Raw genomic sequence first — 17,506 nt, 5'->3', positions numbered from 1 at the left:
CTACCTGCGGTTCACCGGCGGCGGGGTGCCGCTGAGGCTGGAGGTGAACCACCAGTGGTCGATGTTGAACAGCGAGCCGCTGCCGCCGGTGAACCGCAGGTAGAGGTCGTGGGTGCCGGTGGCACCGCTGACCGGGCAGCTCGGGTTGGTCCAGGTCTGCCAGCCGCCGGTGGGGGTCACCTGGCAGGTGCCCACCAGTGGGCCGGTCACGCTGTCCAGGCGCAGCTCGATGGACCCCCCGCTACCGGCCGAGGCCACCATGGCGGTGAACTTGGTCGCGCCGGCGCCGAAGGCCACGCCCTTGACCTTGATGTAGTCGCCGTTGTCGATGTAACCGACGTTCCTCCCGCCCAGGGAGGACGCCTCGGTCTCGACCCCCTGCCCCCAGGCCATCGTCTCGGCCTCCTGCCGGGCGTACGGGTCCAGGGTGCCGACCTGCGGGGCGCCGGTGGTGGTCATGTTGATCGTGGGGATCGAGCCGTCCGCGCCGTAGGAGAACTTCTCCACCGCCACCGACCTGGTGAAACCGCCGCCGCCGGGCAGCGCGCCGTTGTGGTAGAAGAAGTACGAGTTGCCCTTGAAGTCGATGATCCCCGGGTGGTTGGTGAAGCTGCTGCCCTGGGTCGGCATGATCGTCCCGCGGTACGTCCAGGGGCCCAGCGGCCCGGGCGCGGTCGAGTAGGCGACGAACTCGGAGCAGCACCTGGCCGCGAACGCCATGTAGTAGAGGCCGTTGCGCTTGTACACCCACGGGCCCTCCTCGTAGAGGGTGGGCCGGTTCGCGTCCCCGGTCCGCGCCCCGAAGCCCGCAGTGGTCAGCGGGATCTGGGTGGGACTGCCCGAGTACGAGATCATGTCCGCGTTCAGCTTCACGTACCACAGGCGCGGGTTGCCCCAGTACAGGTACGCCTGGCCGTCGTCGTCGATGAACACGGTGGGGTCGATCTCGCCGTTGCTCACCAGCGGACGCCCGATGGCGTCGCGGAACGGACCGGTGGGGCTGTCCGCCACCGCCACCCCGATGCCCATCTGGCCGGTGGCCCGCACGACCATCGGCACGTACCAGTAGAACTTGCCGTTGCGGTGGACCGCCTGGCCGGCCCACGCGTCCTGCTTGGCCCAGCTGAACGTGGCGAGGCTGAGCGGCGATCCGTGGTCGGTCCAGTTGACCATGTCGTCGGACGAGAAGACCCGCCACTCCTTCATGGTGAACCAGGTCGAGTTGTCCTCGTCGTGGCCGGTGTACAGGTAGACCCGGTTGTTGTACACGAGCGGGGCCGGGTCGGCCGTGTAGATGGTCTGCACGATCGGGTTGTCCGCCTGGGCGGCGGTCGGGTTCAGCCCTCCGGCGATGGCCGGAGCCAGCCCCAGCAGGGCGAGCATGGTCACCGCCAGAGCGAGCCATCGTCTGGTCCGGCGGTCGGTTCTCCATAGCGTTGACGTCACAGGTCATCTCCCGGGGTAGGCCGCGCCGTGGCGGAGGGGTGTGGTCGGCGAAGGTCGGGCCGTCACGCCCGGCTCCACTTCTGGCTGTTCGCGCCGGTGCAGGCGGACAGGACGACGGAGGTGCCGTTGCCGGTCCCGCCGCCGTTCGGGCTCAGGCACAGTCCGGACTGGACGCCGGTGATCGTGCCGTCGGTGTTGACGTTCCACTGCTGGTTGGCGCCGCCGTTGCAGTCCCAGATGATGACCCGGGTGCCGGACGAGGTGCCCTGGCCCTCGGCGTCGAGGCACTTGCTGCCGTACACCTGGAGTTGCCGGCTCGACGTCGCCGTCCACTGCTGGTTGGTCCCGCCGTTGCACTCCCACAACGTCACCTGCGTGCCGTTGGTCTGGGACTGGTTCGGCACGTCGAGGCACCGGCTGGAGTTGGGGTTGAGCCACGCGCCGCTCGTACCCCCGGGGTTGCCGCCCGGGCCGGCGACCACCGACAGGTTGTCGAACTGGGCGGTCTCACCCTGGCTGGTGCCGAAGCCGACCTGGCCGGTGCCGAACGTGGAGTCGGTGGCCGTGCCGACCGTCGTGCCGTCGATGGTGGCGGTGATGGTGGTGCCGGAGAAGCCGAGCGCGAGGCTGTGCCAGCGGTTGGTGCCGAGCGCCGCGACGTTCCCGCTGCGCAGCGTGGTGAGCTGTCCGACGGTGTTGTTGCGCAGGATGGACCACGCGCCGGAGTCGGTGACCCGGAGGAAGTAGGCGTTGTAGCGGCCGATGGGGTCCAGGTTGGTGCTGCCGACGCGGCCCTGGATCTGGGCGTAGCCGGACTGTTCGAGCAGGACGTCGGCGGAGACCGTGTAGTTGCCCCAGCTCAGGTTGCCGCCGTAGGTGGCCGGGTCGGCGAGGGTCTTCCAGGTGATGGGCGCCTGCGCGGACATCTGGCGCAGGCACATGCCGGACCGGCCGCCGCCGCAGCCGACGATCTCGAACGCGCCCTGCATGTCCTGGAGGTACTTCGGGAGCCGCCCGCTGGCGTAGCTGTCGAAGTCGTCGCGGTACGGCAGGCTCAGCGAGCCCTGCGCCGGGCTGGTCGCGGTGCCCTTGCCCTGCCCGGTGGTGGTGGTGACGGTGTAGAGGTGGCCGGGCTGGACGGTGAGCGAGAACGAACCGCCCGACGGGGTGATGTCCGCGCCGCGGACGAAGAAGTCGTTCGGATTGGTCGAGTTCAGGTTCGTGGACCAGACGTGCACCTGGCCCGTGGACAGCCCGCCGGTGACGTTCATGGTGATCTGCTGGGCCGCTGTGGCGTCCATGGTCTCGACGACAGTGCTGTAGTCGCCGGTGGTGGGTGAGCGCAGCGACACGTAGCTGCCGTTGTTGCGGTTGCCGCCCAGGTAGCCCGAGGAGGAGTCCAGGTAGCGCCAGCCGGGTGCGGTGAACTGCGTGGTGTGCGCGAGCGCCCAGGTGTTCTTGCCGACCGAGTACCAGCCGGACCAGGGCTGGTTGGCCAGGATCAGCCCGACCGTGGACCAGGGCAGGTTCGGGGTGATGGCGGCGATCAGGTCCCAGTTGAGGTAGGCGACCATCCGGCCGTCGATGTAGCCGCGGTTGATGCCGCGCGCGAGCGGCTTGGCGCCGTCGTTGTAGTCCTGCGAGCCGCCCTCGCTGTTCCACAGCGTCTTGCCGGTGGAGGTGGCTGTCGACGAGACGGTGCAGGTGGTCTGCGCGCTGAGGTAGCCGCACGGGTAGTGGCCGCTGAGCACGTCGATGCTGTTGCGCAACGTGGCGTTGCTGGCCACGGCGTTGGCCGGGCCCCAGCTACCGGGGTAGTCGTCCCCGTAGATGATCTTCACGCCGCTGTAGCCGTTGGCGTTCAGCGCCTGACGCAGGCTGATGGTCCAGTTCGCGTCGGTCCGCTTCTCGTTCTGGGCGGCGGTGATGTAGTCCATGGTGAGGTTGTGCTGCCGTGCGCAGCCCAGCCAGTCCACGAAGTAGTTGATCATGTCCTGGGACATGAAGTTGCCGTTGCCGATCCACCCGGGAGCGCCCCAGGGCAGTGCCGCCAGCTTGATGGCGGGGTTGCGGGCCTTGGCCTGCTCCATGATCCACCACTGGTAGCCGCGGTTGCAGTTGAGATCGCCCCGGACGTGCTCGTGGCTCGGCTCCGAGCCGCTGGTGGAGTTGGTGTCGCCGCCCATCTCGACCTTGAGGATCTGCAGTGCGGCGCCGTAACCGGGCTTGAACAGGTAGTCCAGGATCTGCCCGCGCTGCGGCTCCGGATAGTCGATCAGCAGCCGGCTGTTGCCGCCGCCGCCGCTGACCGCGCCGACCCCGTCGAACGTCTGGCCGCCGGAGGCGCCGTTGACGGTGATCGTGGTGGCGGCCTGGGCGGGGCTCGCGGCGAGCGTGAGGCCGCCGCCGGTGGCGGCCAGGGTGAGAGCCAGGGCGGGAATGACGAGACGCGATGGTCCGGATCGGACGGACCGGGGACGGGGGATCACCATGACGGCTCCTCGGGTACGCGCGACCGTCCGGCCGGCGGGGCCGAGTGTCGCGAGTTGTGGGTAACCGTCGGTGTAAACGCTAACAAGAGTTGCGTGACGGTCCCGAGGTGCCGTTGGCGGTGGTCTGCGGGATCGTGAATGTTAGCGCAAACATCGACCAGGGTTAATTAGAGCACATCCCGGCGTCCGACGGGACCTCACGTTGTCCCGGCCGGTGCCGGGCCGAGGGCGGCACGGTGCCACCCCCGGTCCGGCACCCCTGTCCGGGTGCGGCGCCCGGTCAGGGACTGGTGCAGCTGACACCGCTGGGCGCGGTGGCCCCGTTTCCGGTGGCGGTGAACCCGAACGTCGTCGAGCCGTTCGCGCCGACAGTGCCGTTGTAGTCGGCGTTGCGGACCGACACCGAGCCGGTGGTGCCCGTGTTGACGCCGTTCCAGAGGCTGCTGATCGCCTGGCCGGAGGCCAGGGTCAGGCGTACCGTCCAGCCGTTGAGCGTGGTCGCGCCGTTGTTGGCCACCGTGACCTCGGCCTGGAAGCCACCGGGCCAGGTGTTCACGGTCCGGTAGGTCGCCGTGCACGCGCCCGGCTCACCGGTGGGCGGCGGGGTCGTGGGCGGCGCGGTGGTCGGCGGCGCGGTGGTGGGCGGCGGCGTGGTGGACGCGAACTGGCTGAAGAACCGCCAGATCTCCCCCGACGTCCAGGTCCGGGAGTCGTTCGGGCTGGACGACCCGTCGACCGGGCTGGGGGTGTGGTCGCCGTCGAACGCGGCCCACTGCACCGGGTAGCCCTCACGGCAGCCGGAGTACGTGGTGGTGATGTGGGTGAGGCTGCCCCGGCTCGGCTCGCGCGGGCTCTGCGCGGTGCAGCCGTTGTTGCGGACGAACGTGTCGCGCAGCGACCGCCCCATGGAGATGTTCAGCACGCTGTCGTAGATGCCGTGGATGCCGAAGTAGGCGACCGGCTGGGTGCCGCCGTTGCAGCCGCTGAGGTTGGCGCCGGAGATGACGGTGACCGCACGGACGATCGTGGGCCGGGCGCAGGCCACCGCGTAGCTCATCGCCCCGCCGTAGCTCCAGCCGAGCGCGAACCGCTGGCTGGTGTCGACGCAGAGGTCGTTCTCGACCTGCCGGGAGATGTCGTCGAACAGCGTCAGGTCGCGGCCGTTGGTGTTGGCCCAGCCGTTGTCGATGCCCTGCGGCGCGACGAAGATCGTGCTGTTGTTGGACAGCGGCAGCAGGCCGTAGTAGCCGGCCGAGGCGACGTTGTTCGCCGAGCCGTTCAACCAGTGGAACCCGAAGATCAGCCGGTACGGGCGGTTGCGGTCGTAGCCGTCCGGGATGCGCAGGATGTAGCTGCGGTTCTGGCCGCCGCTGGAGATGGTGCGCGTCCCACTGGACAGCGTCGGGGCCTTGCCGCAGCCGGCGGTCGCCGCGAGCGTGCCGTTCGTCGACGCCTGCGCCGTCTCGCCGAGGCCGGCGCTGAGCGCGCCGCCGGCCGCGGCCGCGAGGAGCACGGCTGCGGCGGCGACGGATGAGAGGAGGGATGTTCGTTTCGCCATTGCTGGACTCCTTGCCCTGGGTGGCGGTGCAGGCCGGACCGTCCGTCGATGCCGACGTCGCCTGCGAAGAGGGCGCGGAGCCGCGCGTGCGGCCGGGGCCGAAGTCGTCCGTTGGCCGCCTGCGTCGGCGTGCATCGGCGGAGCGGCCCGGACTGGTCACCGGCCGGCGGGGCGGCGAGGACGGTGCCTCGGGTCGCCTTGCCGGTTGCGGGGGTGACGGGGAGCGTGCCCTTCGCTCCCGTGCCGGAACATAGCAGGTTATCGATAACATCTTCAACCGGCCGGGCCCGGAGGAATGCCGGGTGGGCCGCCGGGTGAGCGCTCACAGGAGCGCGGTGCCGGCGTCGCCGCCTGCTCAGGCGCGGTCGGCCAGGGCCGGCAGGTCGCAGCCGGCGAGGGCGTCCGGCTGGGGTACGCGGGCGAGGTCCGCCTCGGCGAGCCCGAGCCGCCGGTACGCGGTGTGCAGCGCCGCGACCACGGCGCCCAGCGCGCCGGAGAGGTCGCCGAGTTCGGCGCCGTGCACTGTCGCCTCGGCGGCGGGCACGATCTCGTGCAGCCGGCCGCGCAGCCGGACCAGATCGGGTGTGAGCGCGTGGGAGACGCCGCCGCCGAGGACGATCACCTCCGGCTCGTAGGCGACCACCGCCGCGGTGAGGATGACCAGCAGTGCCTGCTCGACGTACTGCCGGACCGGCACCAGGCGCGGGTCGGCCGAGCGGAACACGTCCGCCGCGTTGTCGAACGACAGGCCGAGTTCGCGGGCGCGGGCGAGGATGCCGGACCCGCTGATGATCCGTTCGAGCGGTGCGCCGAGCGGACCGGCGGGCAGGTGGCCGAACTCGCCGACCAGGCCGCTGCGGCCCCGGAACAGCCGGCGGTCGATGGCGACGCCGGCGCCGAGCCCCGCCCCGATGGTGAGCATCACCGCGGTCTGCGCGTCCCGGGCGGCGCCGAAGCGCAGCTCGCCGAGCAGCGCGTAGTTGGAGTCGTTGTCCACCTCGACCGAGGTGTCCAGGTGCTTCTCCAGCAGCCGCAGGAACAGCGGGTCCTCCACCTGCGGCAGGTTCGGGGCGTTGGACACCGCCCGGTCGCCCTGCCGGACGGCGCCGGGCAGGCCCACCGCGACGCAGGCGAGGCGCTCCCGGTCGGCGCCGACGGTCCGGAGGATCAGGTCGGCCAGCCACTGGGCCAGCCGGGGGGCGTCGTAGCCGGCCGGCGTGGGCACGGTCCGGCCGGTCAGCGGCTTGGCGGCGAGGTCGGCGACGACCAGCCGGACGTTCGAGCCGCCGACGTCGACCCCGCAGACCACGCCGCGTCCGGCGGCGATCGCCACCCGGGTCGCCCGCCGGCCCCGGGTGGTGGTCGGCGCGCCGTCGGTCTCGGTCAGCAGCCCCTCGTCGAGCAGTTGTTCCACGATGCGCGACACGGTGGCGGGGGAGAGGTCGGTCTCGTGGCCGATGGCCGTGCGGCTCACCGGACCGTGGGTCAGCACGTGGGCCAGCACCGTGGACCGGTTCGCCGCCCGGGGTGCTCGAGATTCCACGCCCACCTCCGCCGATTTTCTTTCCGCCCGAATGTTAAAGCCGTGCCGCCTCCCGGGCAACCACCCAGGGCGTGTCGTCCGGTGCCAGCGCGTGGCGGACATCGAAGCCCGTCCTCCCGCAGCCTCGCGCGGGCGTGAAAGCCCAGGTCAAGTGCCATGCTGGCGGCTTGGAGCCAGTGGGAGGAATCTCTGACCAGCACTCTTGACGGAGTGTGATTACCGCGATAATACTTTCACCCTGAACGGAAATAGAGGTCGCTGGCCCCCAGGGACGGCGGCGGGTGCCCCCGCACGCGCCGTGCCGGTCGCATCGGACCCCCGTGTCAGTCCGGAATCACCGGTTCCAGACCCCGTTGCTGTGAAGGGAAGAGCAATGATTCTCAGCCGTAGACGTGGTGCCGCCCTCGGCGCGCTCTGCGCCCTGGCGCTCATGGTCGGCGCCTGCTCGAACGAGACCTCCGGGAGCGGCGGCGCGTCGAGCGGCCCGCGTACCGAGCCCAGCCTGTCGTTCGTCGGCCCCGGCGGCGAGACGCCGACCGCCGCCGACCAGCTCTCGCTCACTCCCGAGGAGCGGCAGAAGGTCAAGGACGGCGAGTACTCCGCCGCCTTCGTCTGGCACGAGGGCTCCGCGCTGACCAAGGCCGTGGAGTCCGGCGTCCGCAAGGAGTTCGACCAGCTCGGCATCAAGGTGCTGGCCAGCACCAGCGCCGAGTTCGACGCCGCCCGGCAGGCCAACAACGTGCAGACCGTCCTGGCGCTCAAGCCCGACCTGATCGTCACCATCGCGGTCGACCCGACCGCGGCGGCCGCGGCGTTCAAGCCCGCCGTGGACGCCGGCGTCAAGCTCGTCGTGATGACCACCCCGCCGAAGGGCTACAAGTCCGGCGAGCAGATCGTCGGCATCGTCACCGCCGACCTGACCGCGTTCGGCAAGGCCAACGCGGAGATGCTCGGCAAGGCGCTCGGCGGCAAGGGCAAGATCGGCTACGTCTACCACGACGCCGACTTCTGGTTCACCAACCAGCGGGACAAGGCGTTCAAGGACTGGCTGGGCTACCTCTACCCGGACATCGAGATCGTCGAGGAGGCCGGGTTCTCCGACCCGGCGCGTACCGAGGACATCGCCACCGCGATGCTGACCCGCCACGCCGACCTCAAGGGCGTCTACGTCGCCTGGGCCACCGCCGCCGAGGGCGTGCTCGCCGCGACCCGTCAGCAGGGCCGCACCGACGTCAAGATCGTCACGAACGACCTGGAGGCGAACCTCGCCGCCGACATGGTCAAGGGCGGCAACGTCGCCGGCGTCGTCGCCAACGGCTCGACCCGCCTCGGCGAGAACCTGGGCGTCGTCGCCGCGTACGGCCTGCTCGGCAAGAAGGCCCCGGAGCTGGTCGTCGGATCGCCGATGGCCGCCACCAAGGACAACATCGCCGACGCCTGGCGCGACGACTACGGCCAGGAGCCCCCGGCCGAGGTGCTCGGCAACTGACGCCGGGCCGCGAGGTCCGGGGCCTCCCCGAACGGGCCCCGGACCTCGCCGGACGCGGCCCGGCCCACACCGCCGGGCCCGCGACCACCGCGAGACGAGAGGAAGAAGCACATGGGGTACGTCCAGACAGTCCTCGGGCCGGTGCCTCCCGAGTCGCTCGGCCGGGTGCTGAGCCACGAGCACCTCGGCGCGCTGGTGCCCGGGCCGTGGCTGTCCGGCGGCGCCGGGGACGACCGCGCCGACCTCGCCGCCGACGCGGTGAGCGGCCTGCCGGAGCTGGGCTTCGGCACGGTCGTGGACCTGTCCCCGTACGAGGTGGTCGGTCACGACGTGAGGCTGCTGCGTGAGGTGGCGCTGCGTACCGGCCTGAACGTGGTCGCCGGATCGGCGATCTACCTGGAGCCGTACTCCCCGGGCTGGGCGCTGACCGCGAGCGTCGACGAGATGCGCGAGCGCTTCGTCGCCGACGCCACGATCGGCGTCGGGGACACCGGGATCAAGGTGGGCATCTTCGGCGAGCAGGCCACCGGCCTGAACGAGATCACCCCGCACGAGGAGAAGTGCCTGCGCGCCGCCGCCCGCGCCCACGTCGCCACCGGCCTGGCGGTGAACACCCACACCACCCACGGCACGATGGCGCTGGAGCAGGTCGAGATCCTGCGCGAGGAGAAGGCCGACCTCTCCCGCGTCGTCATCGGCCACCTGGACATCAACCCCGACCCGGACTACCTGCGGGCGGTGCTGGCCACCGGCGTGAACATCGCCTTCGACACGCTCGGCAAGCAGTTCTGGGACTTCGTGCTCGCCCCGCTGCCGGCGGACCCGCCGGAGGGCGAGTTCGCCAAGCGCGCGTACCACCGGCCCGACCGGGCCCGGCTGGACATGCTCGCCGGGCTGGTCCGGGACGGGTACGCCGACCGGATCCTGCTCTCGATGGACCTGACCGGCGCCGAGGCGTACCTGAACCCGGGCACGCACGGCCGCCTCGGGTACTCGTACCTGGGCGCGGAGATCGTGCCGGGTCTGGCCCGGCTCGGTGTGCCGCCGGAGGCGATCGACCAGATGCTGGTGGCCAACCCGGCCCGGCTCCTGACGGTCGGCTGATGGCCGCGCATCCGCGTCCGTCCGGCTACGTCGCCGGCGTCGACCTCGGCGGCACCAAGCTGCGGGCCGCGCTGGCCGACCTGGACGGTCTCGTCGTGGACGAGCAGGTGCAGCCGACCGACCCCCGGGGCGGTACGGCGGTCGCCGCGCAGATCGACGCGCTGCTGCGCCAGCTGGCCGCCCGGACCGGCATCGACTGGTCCGACGTGCGGGCCAGCGCGATCGGCCTGCCCGGCGTACCCGACCCGGCGACCGGCGCCATCGAGCTGTCGCCCAACGTCTCCGACCTGGAGGCCCTCGACGTGCGGGCCGAGCTGACCCGCCGGCTGGGCCACCCGGTCGTGCTGGACAACGACGTCAACATGGCCGCCGCCGGCGAGCAGTGGCTGGGCAGCGGGCGTACCCACCGGCACTTCGTGTTCGTGGCGGTCGGCACCGGCGTCGGCATGGGCATCGTGCTCGACGGCGAGCTGGTCCGCGGCGCGCGCGGCGCGGCCGGGGAGATCTCCTACCTGCCGCTGGGCACCGACCCGTTCGACAAGGACAACCAGGTGAAGGGCGCGCTGGAGGAGGCGGTCGCCGGCGCCGCCCTCGCGGCCCGCTACCGGGCGGTGTCCGGCGAGCAGGCGAGCGTGCCCGACGTCTTCGACCGGGCCGCGTCCGGTGACCCGGACGCCCTGGCGGCCATCGACGAGGAGGCGCGGCTGATCGCCCTGGCGGTCGTCGCGGTCACCGCCGTCCTGGACCCGGAGGCGGTCGTCCTGGGCGGCGGCATCGGCTCCCGGGCCGAACTCGTCGAACCGGTCCGGCGCTGGGTCGCCGCGCTCAGCGCGGACGCCCCGTTGATCAAGACCAGCCGGCTCGGAGACCGGGCCGGCCTGCTCGGCGCCGTCGCGGTCGCCCGCCGGGAGGCCGGCGTACGCGACGACGTACCGGCCCACCGGAACACCTCTTTCCAGACAGCGGAGGGACGATAGATGACCCACACGGATGCGGCGGTGAAGACCAGCGCCGCCCCGGCCTGGCGCCGGATCAACTGGCGCGACTACGTGGTCTACATCGGCTTCGCGGTCGTGTTCCTGTTCTTCGCCATCACCCAGGGCAGCAACGGCTTCCTGACCACGAGCAACCTCACCAACATCGTCATCCAGACCGCGCCGATCACGATCATGGCGGTCGGGCTGGTATTCGTGCTGGCCGCCGGTGAGATCGACCTGTCCATCGGCTCGGTCGTCGCGCTCTCCGCGCTCGTCGGCGCGGTGACGTTGCGCGAGACCGACAGCATGCTGCTCGGCGTGGCCGCGGGCCTCGCCGCCGGCGCGGCGGTCGGCCTGGTCAACGGTGTCTTCGTGACGCTCGTGCGGCTGCCCAGCTTCCTGGTCACGCTCGCCACCATGGGTGCGGTGGCCGGTCTGGCCCGCGAGGTCACCGGCCTCCAGTCGGTGCCGGTCAGCAACGACGCGTTCCTGTCCTTCTTCGGCCAGGGCGAGATCCTCGGCATCCCCGGCCTGGTGCTCTGGTCGGTGGCGGCGGCAGTGGTCGGCTACCTCGTGCTGCGGCAGACCCGGTACGGCGCGCACACGCTCGCCATCGGCGACAACGTCGCGGCGGCCCGGGTCAGCGGCATCAAGGTGATCCGCGTCAAGATCATGGTGCTGATGGGCAGCGCGATGTGCGCAGCGATGGCCGGCCTGCTGTACGCCGGCCGCCTCCAGGGCGCCCGGTACACCCTCGGCGAGGCCGACCTGATGTCCGTGATCGCCGCCGTGATCGTGGGCGGGACCAGCCTCTTCGGCGGCAAGGGCTCGATCATCGGCGCGGTGCTGGGCAGCCTGCTGATGGGCATGCTCAACAACGGCCTGATCCTGGCCGGCCTGTCCGTGTCGCAGCAGATGATGGCGCGCGGCGCGATCATCCTGGTGGCCGTCTCCCTCTCGCTGCGCGAGCGGCGAAGCTGACCCGGAAGGAAGCACACGCATGTTTCTGGACCTGCTGCGACGCCGCAATCCGGGCCTGCTCGCCGCCGCCGCGAACCTGCACGGAAGCGGTGACCTGCCGGCCAACTGCTACGCGCTGGACCTGGACACGGTCGCTGCGAACGCCGCCGCCATCCGGGGCGAGGCCGACCGGTTCGGGCTGTCCGTCTACGCCATGACCAAGCAGGTCGGGCGCAACCCCGACTTCTGCCGGACGGTCCGCGACGCGGGCATCACCGAGGCGGTCGGCGTCGACCTGCAGTGCGCGCTCGCCGACCGGCACGGCGGGCTCGGTATCGGTCACCTCGGTCACCTGGTGCAGATCCCCCGGCACGAGGCGGCGGTCGCCGCCGCGCTCGCGCCCGCGTACTGGACGGTCTTCAACGACGCCAAGGCCGTCGAGGCGGCCGCCGCGAGCGCGGCGGCCGGGCGGGAGCAGGCGCTGCTCGCCCGGATCGCGGCTCCCGGCGACCGGTTCTACCGGGGCCACGAGGGCGGCTGGCCGGCCGAGGAGGTCGTCGCTGTGGCCCACCGGCTCGACGCCCTCGACGGCGCCCGGTTCGCCGGTGTCACCAGCTTCCCGACCCAGCTGTTCGATCCGGCCGCCGGGCGGGTCGTGCCGACCCCCAACCTCGGCACCCTGCGGAGCGCCGCCGCGGCGTTGCGCGCCGCCGGGTGGTCGCGCGTCGAGATCAACGCCCCGGGTACGACGTCGGCGGCGATCCTGCCCACGCTGGCCGAGGCGGGCGTGACACAGGTCGAACCCGGTCACGGGCTCACCGGCACCACGCCCTGGCACGCGGTCACCGACCTGGTCGAGGAGCCGGCCGTGCTCTACGTCAGCGAGGTGTCCCACCTGTGGGACGGGCGGGCGTACGTCTTCGGCGGCGGGCTCTACGTCGACCCGGTGCTGGGCCTGGGCGGTACCCGGGCGCTGATCGTGCCCCGGGGCGGTGGTCTCGACGACGCGTACCTGGTCGACGTGGAGATGCCCGCGCCGGAGGCGATCGACTACTACGCGATGGCCGACGTGACGGCGGCGCCGGGCGTCGCGCCCGGCGACACGGTCCTGTTCGGCTTCCGGCCGCAGGCGTTCGTCACGCGGGCGCTGACGGCGGGCGTGACCGGCGTCCGGTCGGGCGCCCCGGCCGTGGCCGGCGTGTACGCCTCCGACGGCTCGGCGCCGATCGGGCTGGACGACATCGACGCGGTCGGCGGCCCCGGCACCGGCAACCACACCGCTCGCAGCGCAGGGAGGGCATGATGAGCACGGTCACCGACAAGACCGACGCGACCAGGGCGGGCGCCCCGCCGCTGCGGTTGCGCGGCATCCGTAAGCAGTTCGGCGGCGTCGTCGCGATCGAGCGCTTCGACCTGGAACTGGCCGCCGGCCAGATCACCGCGCTGGTCGGTGACAACGGCGCCGGCAAGTCCACCCTCGTGAAGATCATCTCGGGGGTGTATCAGCCCACCGAGGGCGAGCTGGAGATGCACGGGCGGCCGGTGACGTTCCGGGACGCCTCCGACGCCCGCCGGCAGGGCGTCGAGGTGGTCTACCAGGATCTGGTCCTGGCCGACTCGCAGCCGGTCTACATGAACATGTTCCTGGGCCGGGAGCTCACCCGCGGTCCGCTGCGGCTGCTGGACCGGCGCCGGATGGCCCGGGAGACGCAGGAGCTGGTGGACGCGCTGGACGTACGCATCCCCAGCGCGAAGGCGACCATCCGGGACCTGTCCGGCGGCCAGCGGCAGGCGGTGGCGATCTGCCGCGCCACCCACTGGGCCAGCGGCCTGGTGCTGATGGACGAGCCGACCGCGGCGCTGGGCGTGGCCGAGACCGCCAAGGTGGAGCAGCTGATCCTGAAGCTGCGGGAGCGGGGCGCGGCCGTGCTCGTGGTCAGCCACAACCTGGACCAGGTGTTCCGCATCGCCGACCGGGTGGCGGTGCTGCGCCGGGGACGCCAGGTCGGCGTCCGCGGCATCACCGAGACCAGCCGCAACGAGATCGTCTCGATGATCACCGGCGCGTCCGAGGAGACCGTCCGCCCCTGACCCGCGCGAACCACCGCGCGAGACGATGACCCCGGGTGTCCCTCCCGGGGTCATCGGCGTTCCCGGCCCCGTTCGATCCGCCGTACGTAACGTTTGTGTGAACCCATGTGAACGCTGGCAGCGCGGCTATCCCGCACTTCGGGAGCGCTTTCATTTCGTTGCGCAGCCGTGTTCACTGAACACCGTTCACCCTATTGTTCACTGGTGCTAAATCCGGTAGAACTCCTGGTAGGTCCGCTGCTCGGGCCATCTGCCTCGTGCTTCTAGGAGGACTTCTCATGGCTCGTTCACCCCGTCCGGGCGCCTCCTCGCCCGCGCTCTCCCGCCGCGGCGTCCTGCAGTTGGGCGGCAGCGTCGCGCTCCTGTTCGCCACCGGCGCCTGCGCCGCGGACAGCGGTAACAAGTCCACGGACGGCAAGTCCGGCGGCGCCTCCGCCAAGACGCTGCGCATCGCCGTCTCCAGCTACCTGTCGAGCTGGGACCAGGACTTCGTCGGCTTCGACCTGACCGCGCTGATGCTCTACAAGAACGTCTTCCCGTACCTGATCGACTACGGGGTCACCAACGCCGGCGGAAGCCAGATCCTCGACACCCAGAACATCACCCCGACGTTCGCCGAGTCGTTCGAGCCGGACGCCGAGCAGAAGGTGTGGACGCTCAAGCTGCGCCGCGGCGTGAAGTTCGCCAGCGGCAACGAGATGAAGGCCGCCGACGTCAAGTGGTCGAAGGACCGCGCGTTCGCCGCCCAGGCCAACGTCGCCGGCGTCTACCGCACCATCGGCCTCACCAGCGCCGACCAGGTCAAGGTCGTCGACGACTACACGGTGGAGTTCCACCAGGCGTTCCCCAGCGCGCTCACCCGGCAGATCCAGGCGATCTCGCTGTACGTCTTCGACTCCGTCGAGGCCAAGAAGCACGCCAGCGCCAGCGACCCCTGGGCCAAGGACTGGTTCGCGAAGAACCCGCCCACCGGCGGCTACTTCAACGTCGCCAAGGCCACCCAGGGCCAGGAGATCGAGCTCAGCGCCAACACCGGCTACCCGGGCCCGGACCCGGCCAAGACGCCGACCATCCGGATCTCGGTCGTGCCGGCCGCCTCCAACCAGCGGCTCCAGCTCCAGGCCGGTGACATCGACATCGCCCTGGGCATCAGCCAGCGCGACATCCAGGACCTCAAGAAGGCCCCGGGCATCAAGGTCATCTCGGCGGCCAGCAACCGCCAGGTCGCCATCCAGATGTCGGTCACCGCGGCGCCGTTCAACGACGTGAACGTGCGCAAGGCGCTCGCCTACGCGGTGCCCTACGAGCAGATCATCAACAACGTGTACGGCGGCGACGCCCGCGCGGCCAAGAGCCCGGTCCCGCTGGACATGCCCGGGTACGACGAGAGCGGCTACCCGTTCACCCACGACCTGGAAAAGGCGAAGGCCGCCATGGCCGCCGCCGGCCGGGCGTCGCTCGACTCCGAGCTGGTCTTCGAGGCCGACAACGAGGAGCAGCAGAAGATCGCCGTCCAGGTGCAGAGCGAGGCGGCCAAGGCCGGCATCCGGCTCAAGCTGACCCCGCTCGACCCGGCGACCCTCGGCGAGCGGCGGACCAAGAAGAACATCCCGCTCCAGATCACCTCCGGGCAGCTCTGGGTGGACGACGTCGAGTACATGCTGGCGACCAGCTTCGTCAAGGGCGCCAACCTCAACTACTCGAACTACACCAACCCGGAGATCGAGCAGATCTACGAGAAGTCGCACACCACTGTCGACACGGGCGCCCGGAACGCGCTGTGGAAGCGGGTCCAGGAGATCCTCGCCGCCGACGTGCCGTGGGTGGTCATCTGCCAGCCCAACTTCAACCTGCCCGTCCGGGAATCCGTCGCCGGCTGGGTGCAGCCGATGGACGGCCTCGCCCGCCTGCGCTACCTGAGCGCTTCGGCCTAGGGACGTCACCCACCCATGCGTATCTTCCGGTTCGTCGCCAGGCGACTGCTCCAGCTGATCCCCGTTCTGCTCGGAGTGGTCGTCCTGGCCTTCCTCCTGGTCCGAGTGCTGCCGGGCGACCCCGTCCGCAGCATCCTCGGGCAGAACGCCACCGAGGAGGACGCCGCCGCGGCCCGGGCCCGCTTCGGGCTCGACCAGTCACTGTGGCAGCAGTTCCTCGACTACCTCGGCGGGCTGCTGACCGGTGACTTCGGGACCTCGATCCAGAGCGGCAGCTCCGTGGGCTCGGAGATGGCGCTCCGGGTGGGTCCGACCCTGGAGCTCGTGGTCATCTCGGTGACCATCGCGCTCGTGGTGGCGACGGTGCTGGGCATCTGGTCGGCCAAGCGGGCCAACCGGGCCGGGGACCACAGCGTCCGGATCTTCGCGCTGGTCGGCAACTCCGTACCGGAGTTCTGGCTCGGCCTGGTGCTGGTGCTCGTCGGCTACAGCATCCTCGGCTGGTTCCCGGCGCCCAACGGCCGGGTCGACCCGGACACCGGCCTGACCCCGCTCACCGGCGCCGATCTCGTCGACGCCGTCCTCACCGCCAACGGGCCGGCGATCGCCTCGGCCGCGGCGTACCTCGTGCTGCCGGTGCTGACCCTCGTGGTCGGCGTGGTCGCCCCGCTGCTGCGCAGCGTCCGGGCCTCCGCGCTGGAGGTGCTGCACTCCGAGTCGTACGCCGCGGCCAAGGCGCACGGGCTGCGCGACCGGACGCTGCACTACGGCTACCTGCTGCGGGCGACGCTGGTCCGGCTGCCGTCGCTCGCCGCGCTGGTCTTCGGTACGGCGATCGGCTCCACCGTGCTCGTCGAGTACGTGTACTCGTGGCAGGGCTTCGGCCAGTGGGCCCTGCGCGGCCTGCTCTACCGGGACTACCCGGTGGTGCAGGCGTCGGTGCTGGTCATCGCGTTGTGCTTCGTGCTGGTGTTCCTCATCGCCGACGTGGTCCACGCGATCCTCGACCCGAGAGTGAGGCTCTGATGGCCGAGCTGCGAACCGTTCCCGACGGTCCCGCCGCCGCGCCGGTGGTCGTGCCCGGCGGTGACCGGGACAGCCGTTTCGCCCGCCGCATGATCATCGCCGGGGCGAGCATCCTGTCGGTGGTCGCGCTGGTGGCGGTGTTCGCGCCGCTGCTGAGCCAGTGGGGCGAGACCGAGATCGACGCGGCGAACACCCTGGTCGCCCCGGGCGGCAGCCACCTGCTCGGCACCGACGGCAACGGCATGGACATCTGGAGCCGGGTGCTCTACGCCGCCCGGCTCGACCTGGGCATCGCCCTGGCCGCTGTCGCGCTCGCCGTGGTCGTCGGCACGCTGCTCGGCCTGGTCGCCGGCTACTTCGGCGGCTGGCTCGACGACGTGCTGATGCGGGTGGTCGACATCTTCCAGTCGTTCCCCACGTTCATCCTGGCGCTGGCCGTGGCCGCCCTGCTCGGCAACGGCACGATCAACCTGATCATCACGATCGCGGCGGTGAACGCGCCGGCGTACGCCCGGCTGGTCCGCGCCGAGGTGCGGTCGCTGCGGGAACTGCCGTTCGTGGACGCCGCGATCACCTCCGGGGCGTCGCCGGTCGGCGTGCTCTGGCGGCACCTGCTCCCGAACAGCCTCACCCCGGTCCGGGTCATCGCGCCGCTGAACTGCGGCTGGGCCATGCTCACCCTGGCCGGGCTCTCCTTCCTCGGCCTGGGCGTGAGCATCCCCGAGGCGGAGTGGGGCGCCATGATCAGCCTCGGCGCCGCGGACGTGGTCGGCGGCCGGTGGTGGACCTCGGTCCCGCCCGGCCTGGCCCTGTTCGTCTGCGTCCTGGGGTTCAGCCTGCTCGGCGAAGGCCTGCAGGACCGCGCCAACGCGAAGCGGCGGTGACC

General features: G+C 71.3%; 13 protein-coding genes. 9 read left to right on the top strand and 4 right to left on the bottom strand.

The genetic code is table 11. The features are described 5' to 3' along the window. The 4 genes from EAD96_RS13645 to EAD96_RS13630 form a co-directional block, all read right to left on the bottom strand. Nucleotides 1–1,383 (bottom strand): glycoside hydrolase family 43 protein, encoded by a 1,383-nt coding sequence (locus EAD96_RS13645; RefSeq protein WP_121684520.1) that lies wholly within the window; start codon nucleotides 1,381–1,383, stop codon nucleotides 1–3. A gap of 125 nt (nucleotides 1,384–1,508) precedes the next feature. Then, the gene (locus EAD96_RS13640) at nucleotides 1,509–3,938 is read right to left on the bottom strand and encodes a ricin-type beta-trefoil lectin domain protein (RefSeq protein ID WP_121684519.1); all 2,430 of its coding nucleotides are present in this window, start codon (nucleotides 3,936–3,938) and stop codon (nucleotides 1,509–1,511) included. A 280-nt stretch (nucleotides 3,939–4,218) separates the two neighbouring features. Then, nucleotides 4,219–5,496, bottom strand: coding sequence for a cellulose binding domain-containing protein (locus EAD96_RS13635; protein WP_121684518.1), 1,278 nt, complete (start codon nucleotides 5,494–5,496; stop codon nucleotides 4,219–4,221). Between the two features lie 355 nt (nucleotides 5,497–5,851). Further along, entirely contained in the window at nucleotides 5,852–7,039 is a 1,188-nt protein-coding gene (locus tag EAD96_RS13630) for an ROK family transcriptional regulator (RefSeq protein WP_120570834.1), read from the bottom strand. A 373-nt stretch (nucleotides 7,040–7,412) separates the two neighbouring features. Between EAD96_RS13630 and EAD96_RS13625 the strand changes: the two genes are divergently transcribed. From EAD96_RS13625 to EAD96_RS13585, 9 genes are all read left to right on the top strand, one after another. Further along, nucleotides 7,413–8,528 (top strand): substrate-binding domain-containing protein, encoded by a 1,116-nt coding sequence (locus tag EAD96_RS13625; protein WP_121684517.1) that lies wholly within the window; start codon nucleotides 7,413–7,415, stop codon nucleotides 8,526–8,528. Nucleotides 8,529–8,639: 111 nt separating this feature from the next. Beyond that, nucleotides 8,640–9,632 (top strand): phosphotriesterase, encoded by a 993-nt coding sequence (locus EAD96_RS13620; RefSeq protein WP_121684516.1) that lies wholly within the window; start codon nucleotides 8,640–8,642, stop codon nucleotides 9,630–9,632. Next, nucleotides 9,632–10,609 (top strand): ROK family protein, encoded by a 978-nt coding sequence (locus EAD96_RS13615; protein ID WP_120570832.1) that lies wholly within the window; start codon nucleotides 9,632–9,634, stop codon nucleotides 10,607–10,609. Before EAD96_RS13620 ends, EAD96_RS13615 begins: the two co-directional genes overlap by 1 nt. Further along, a complete protein-coding gene (locus EAD96_RS13610) occupies nucleotides 10,610–11,590 on the top strand; it encodes an ABC transporter permease (RefSeq protein WP_121684515.1) in 981 nt (326 codons plus the stop codon). A gap of 19 nt (nucleotides 11,591–11,609) precedes the next feature. Beyond that, complete coding sequence (locus tag EAD96_RS13605) at nucleotides 11,610–12,872, top strand: alanine racemase (RefSeq protein WP_121684514.1); 1,263 nt, start codon at nucleotides 11,610–11,612, stop codon at nucleotides 12,870–12,872. Beyond that, complete coding sequence (locus EAD96_RS13600) at nucleotides 12,872–13,660, top strand: ATP-binding cassette domain-containing protein (RefSeq protein ID WP_121684513.1); 789 nt, start codon at nucleotides 12,872–12,874, stop codon at nucleotides 13,658–13,660. Before EAD96_RS13605 ends, EAD96_RS13600 begins: the two co-directional genes overlap by 1 nt. Nucleotides 13,661–13,938: 278 nt before the next feature. After that, on the top strand, nucleotides 13,939–15,594 hold the full coding sequence (locus tag EAD96_RS13595) for an ABC transporter substrate-binding protein (RefSeq protein ID WP_120570828.1): 1,656 nt from the start codon (nucleotides 13,939–13,941) through the stop codon (nucleotides 15,592–15,594). A 15-nt stretch (nucleotides 15,595–15,609) separates the two neighbouring features. Further along, nucleotides 15,610–16,620, top strand: coding sequence for an ABC transporter permease (locus EAD96_RS13590; protein ID WP_121684512.1), 1,011 nt, complete (start codon nucleotides 15,610–15,612; stop codon nucleotides 16,618–16,620). Further along, nucleotides 16,620–17,504: an ABC transporter permease gene (locus EAD96_RS13585; protein ID WP_091427917.1), complete on the top strand. Its 885-nt coding sequence runs from the start codon at nucleotides 16,620–16,622 to the stop codon at nucleotides 17,502–17,504. The genes EAD96_RS13590 and EAD96_RS13585 overlap by 1 nt, the downstream gene beginning before the upstream one ends. The last annotated feature ends 2 nt before the right edge of the window (nucleotides 17,505–17,506 follow it).

Source organism: Micromonospora sp. BL1 (assembly GCF_003667485.1).
GTDB lineage: Bacteria > Actinomycetota > Actinomycetes > Mycobacteriales > Micromonosporaceae > Micromonospora > Micromonospora tulbaghiae.
Note: the sequence above shows the minus strand (reverse complement) of the source record. Positions and strands in the feature narration are given on the sequence as shown.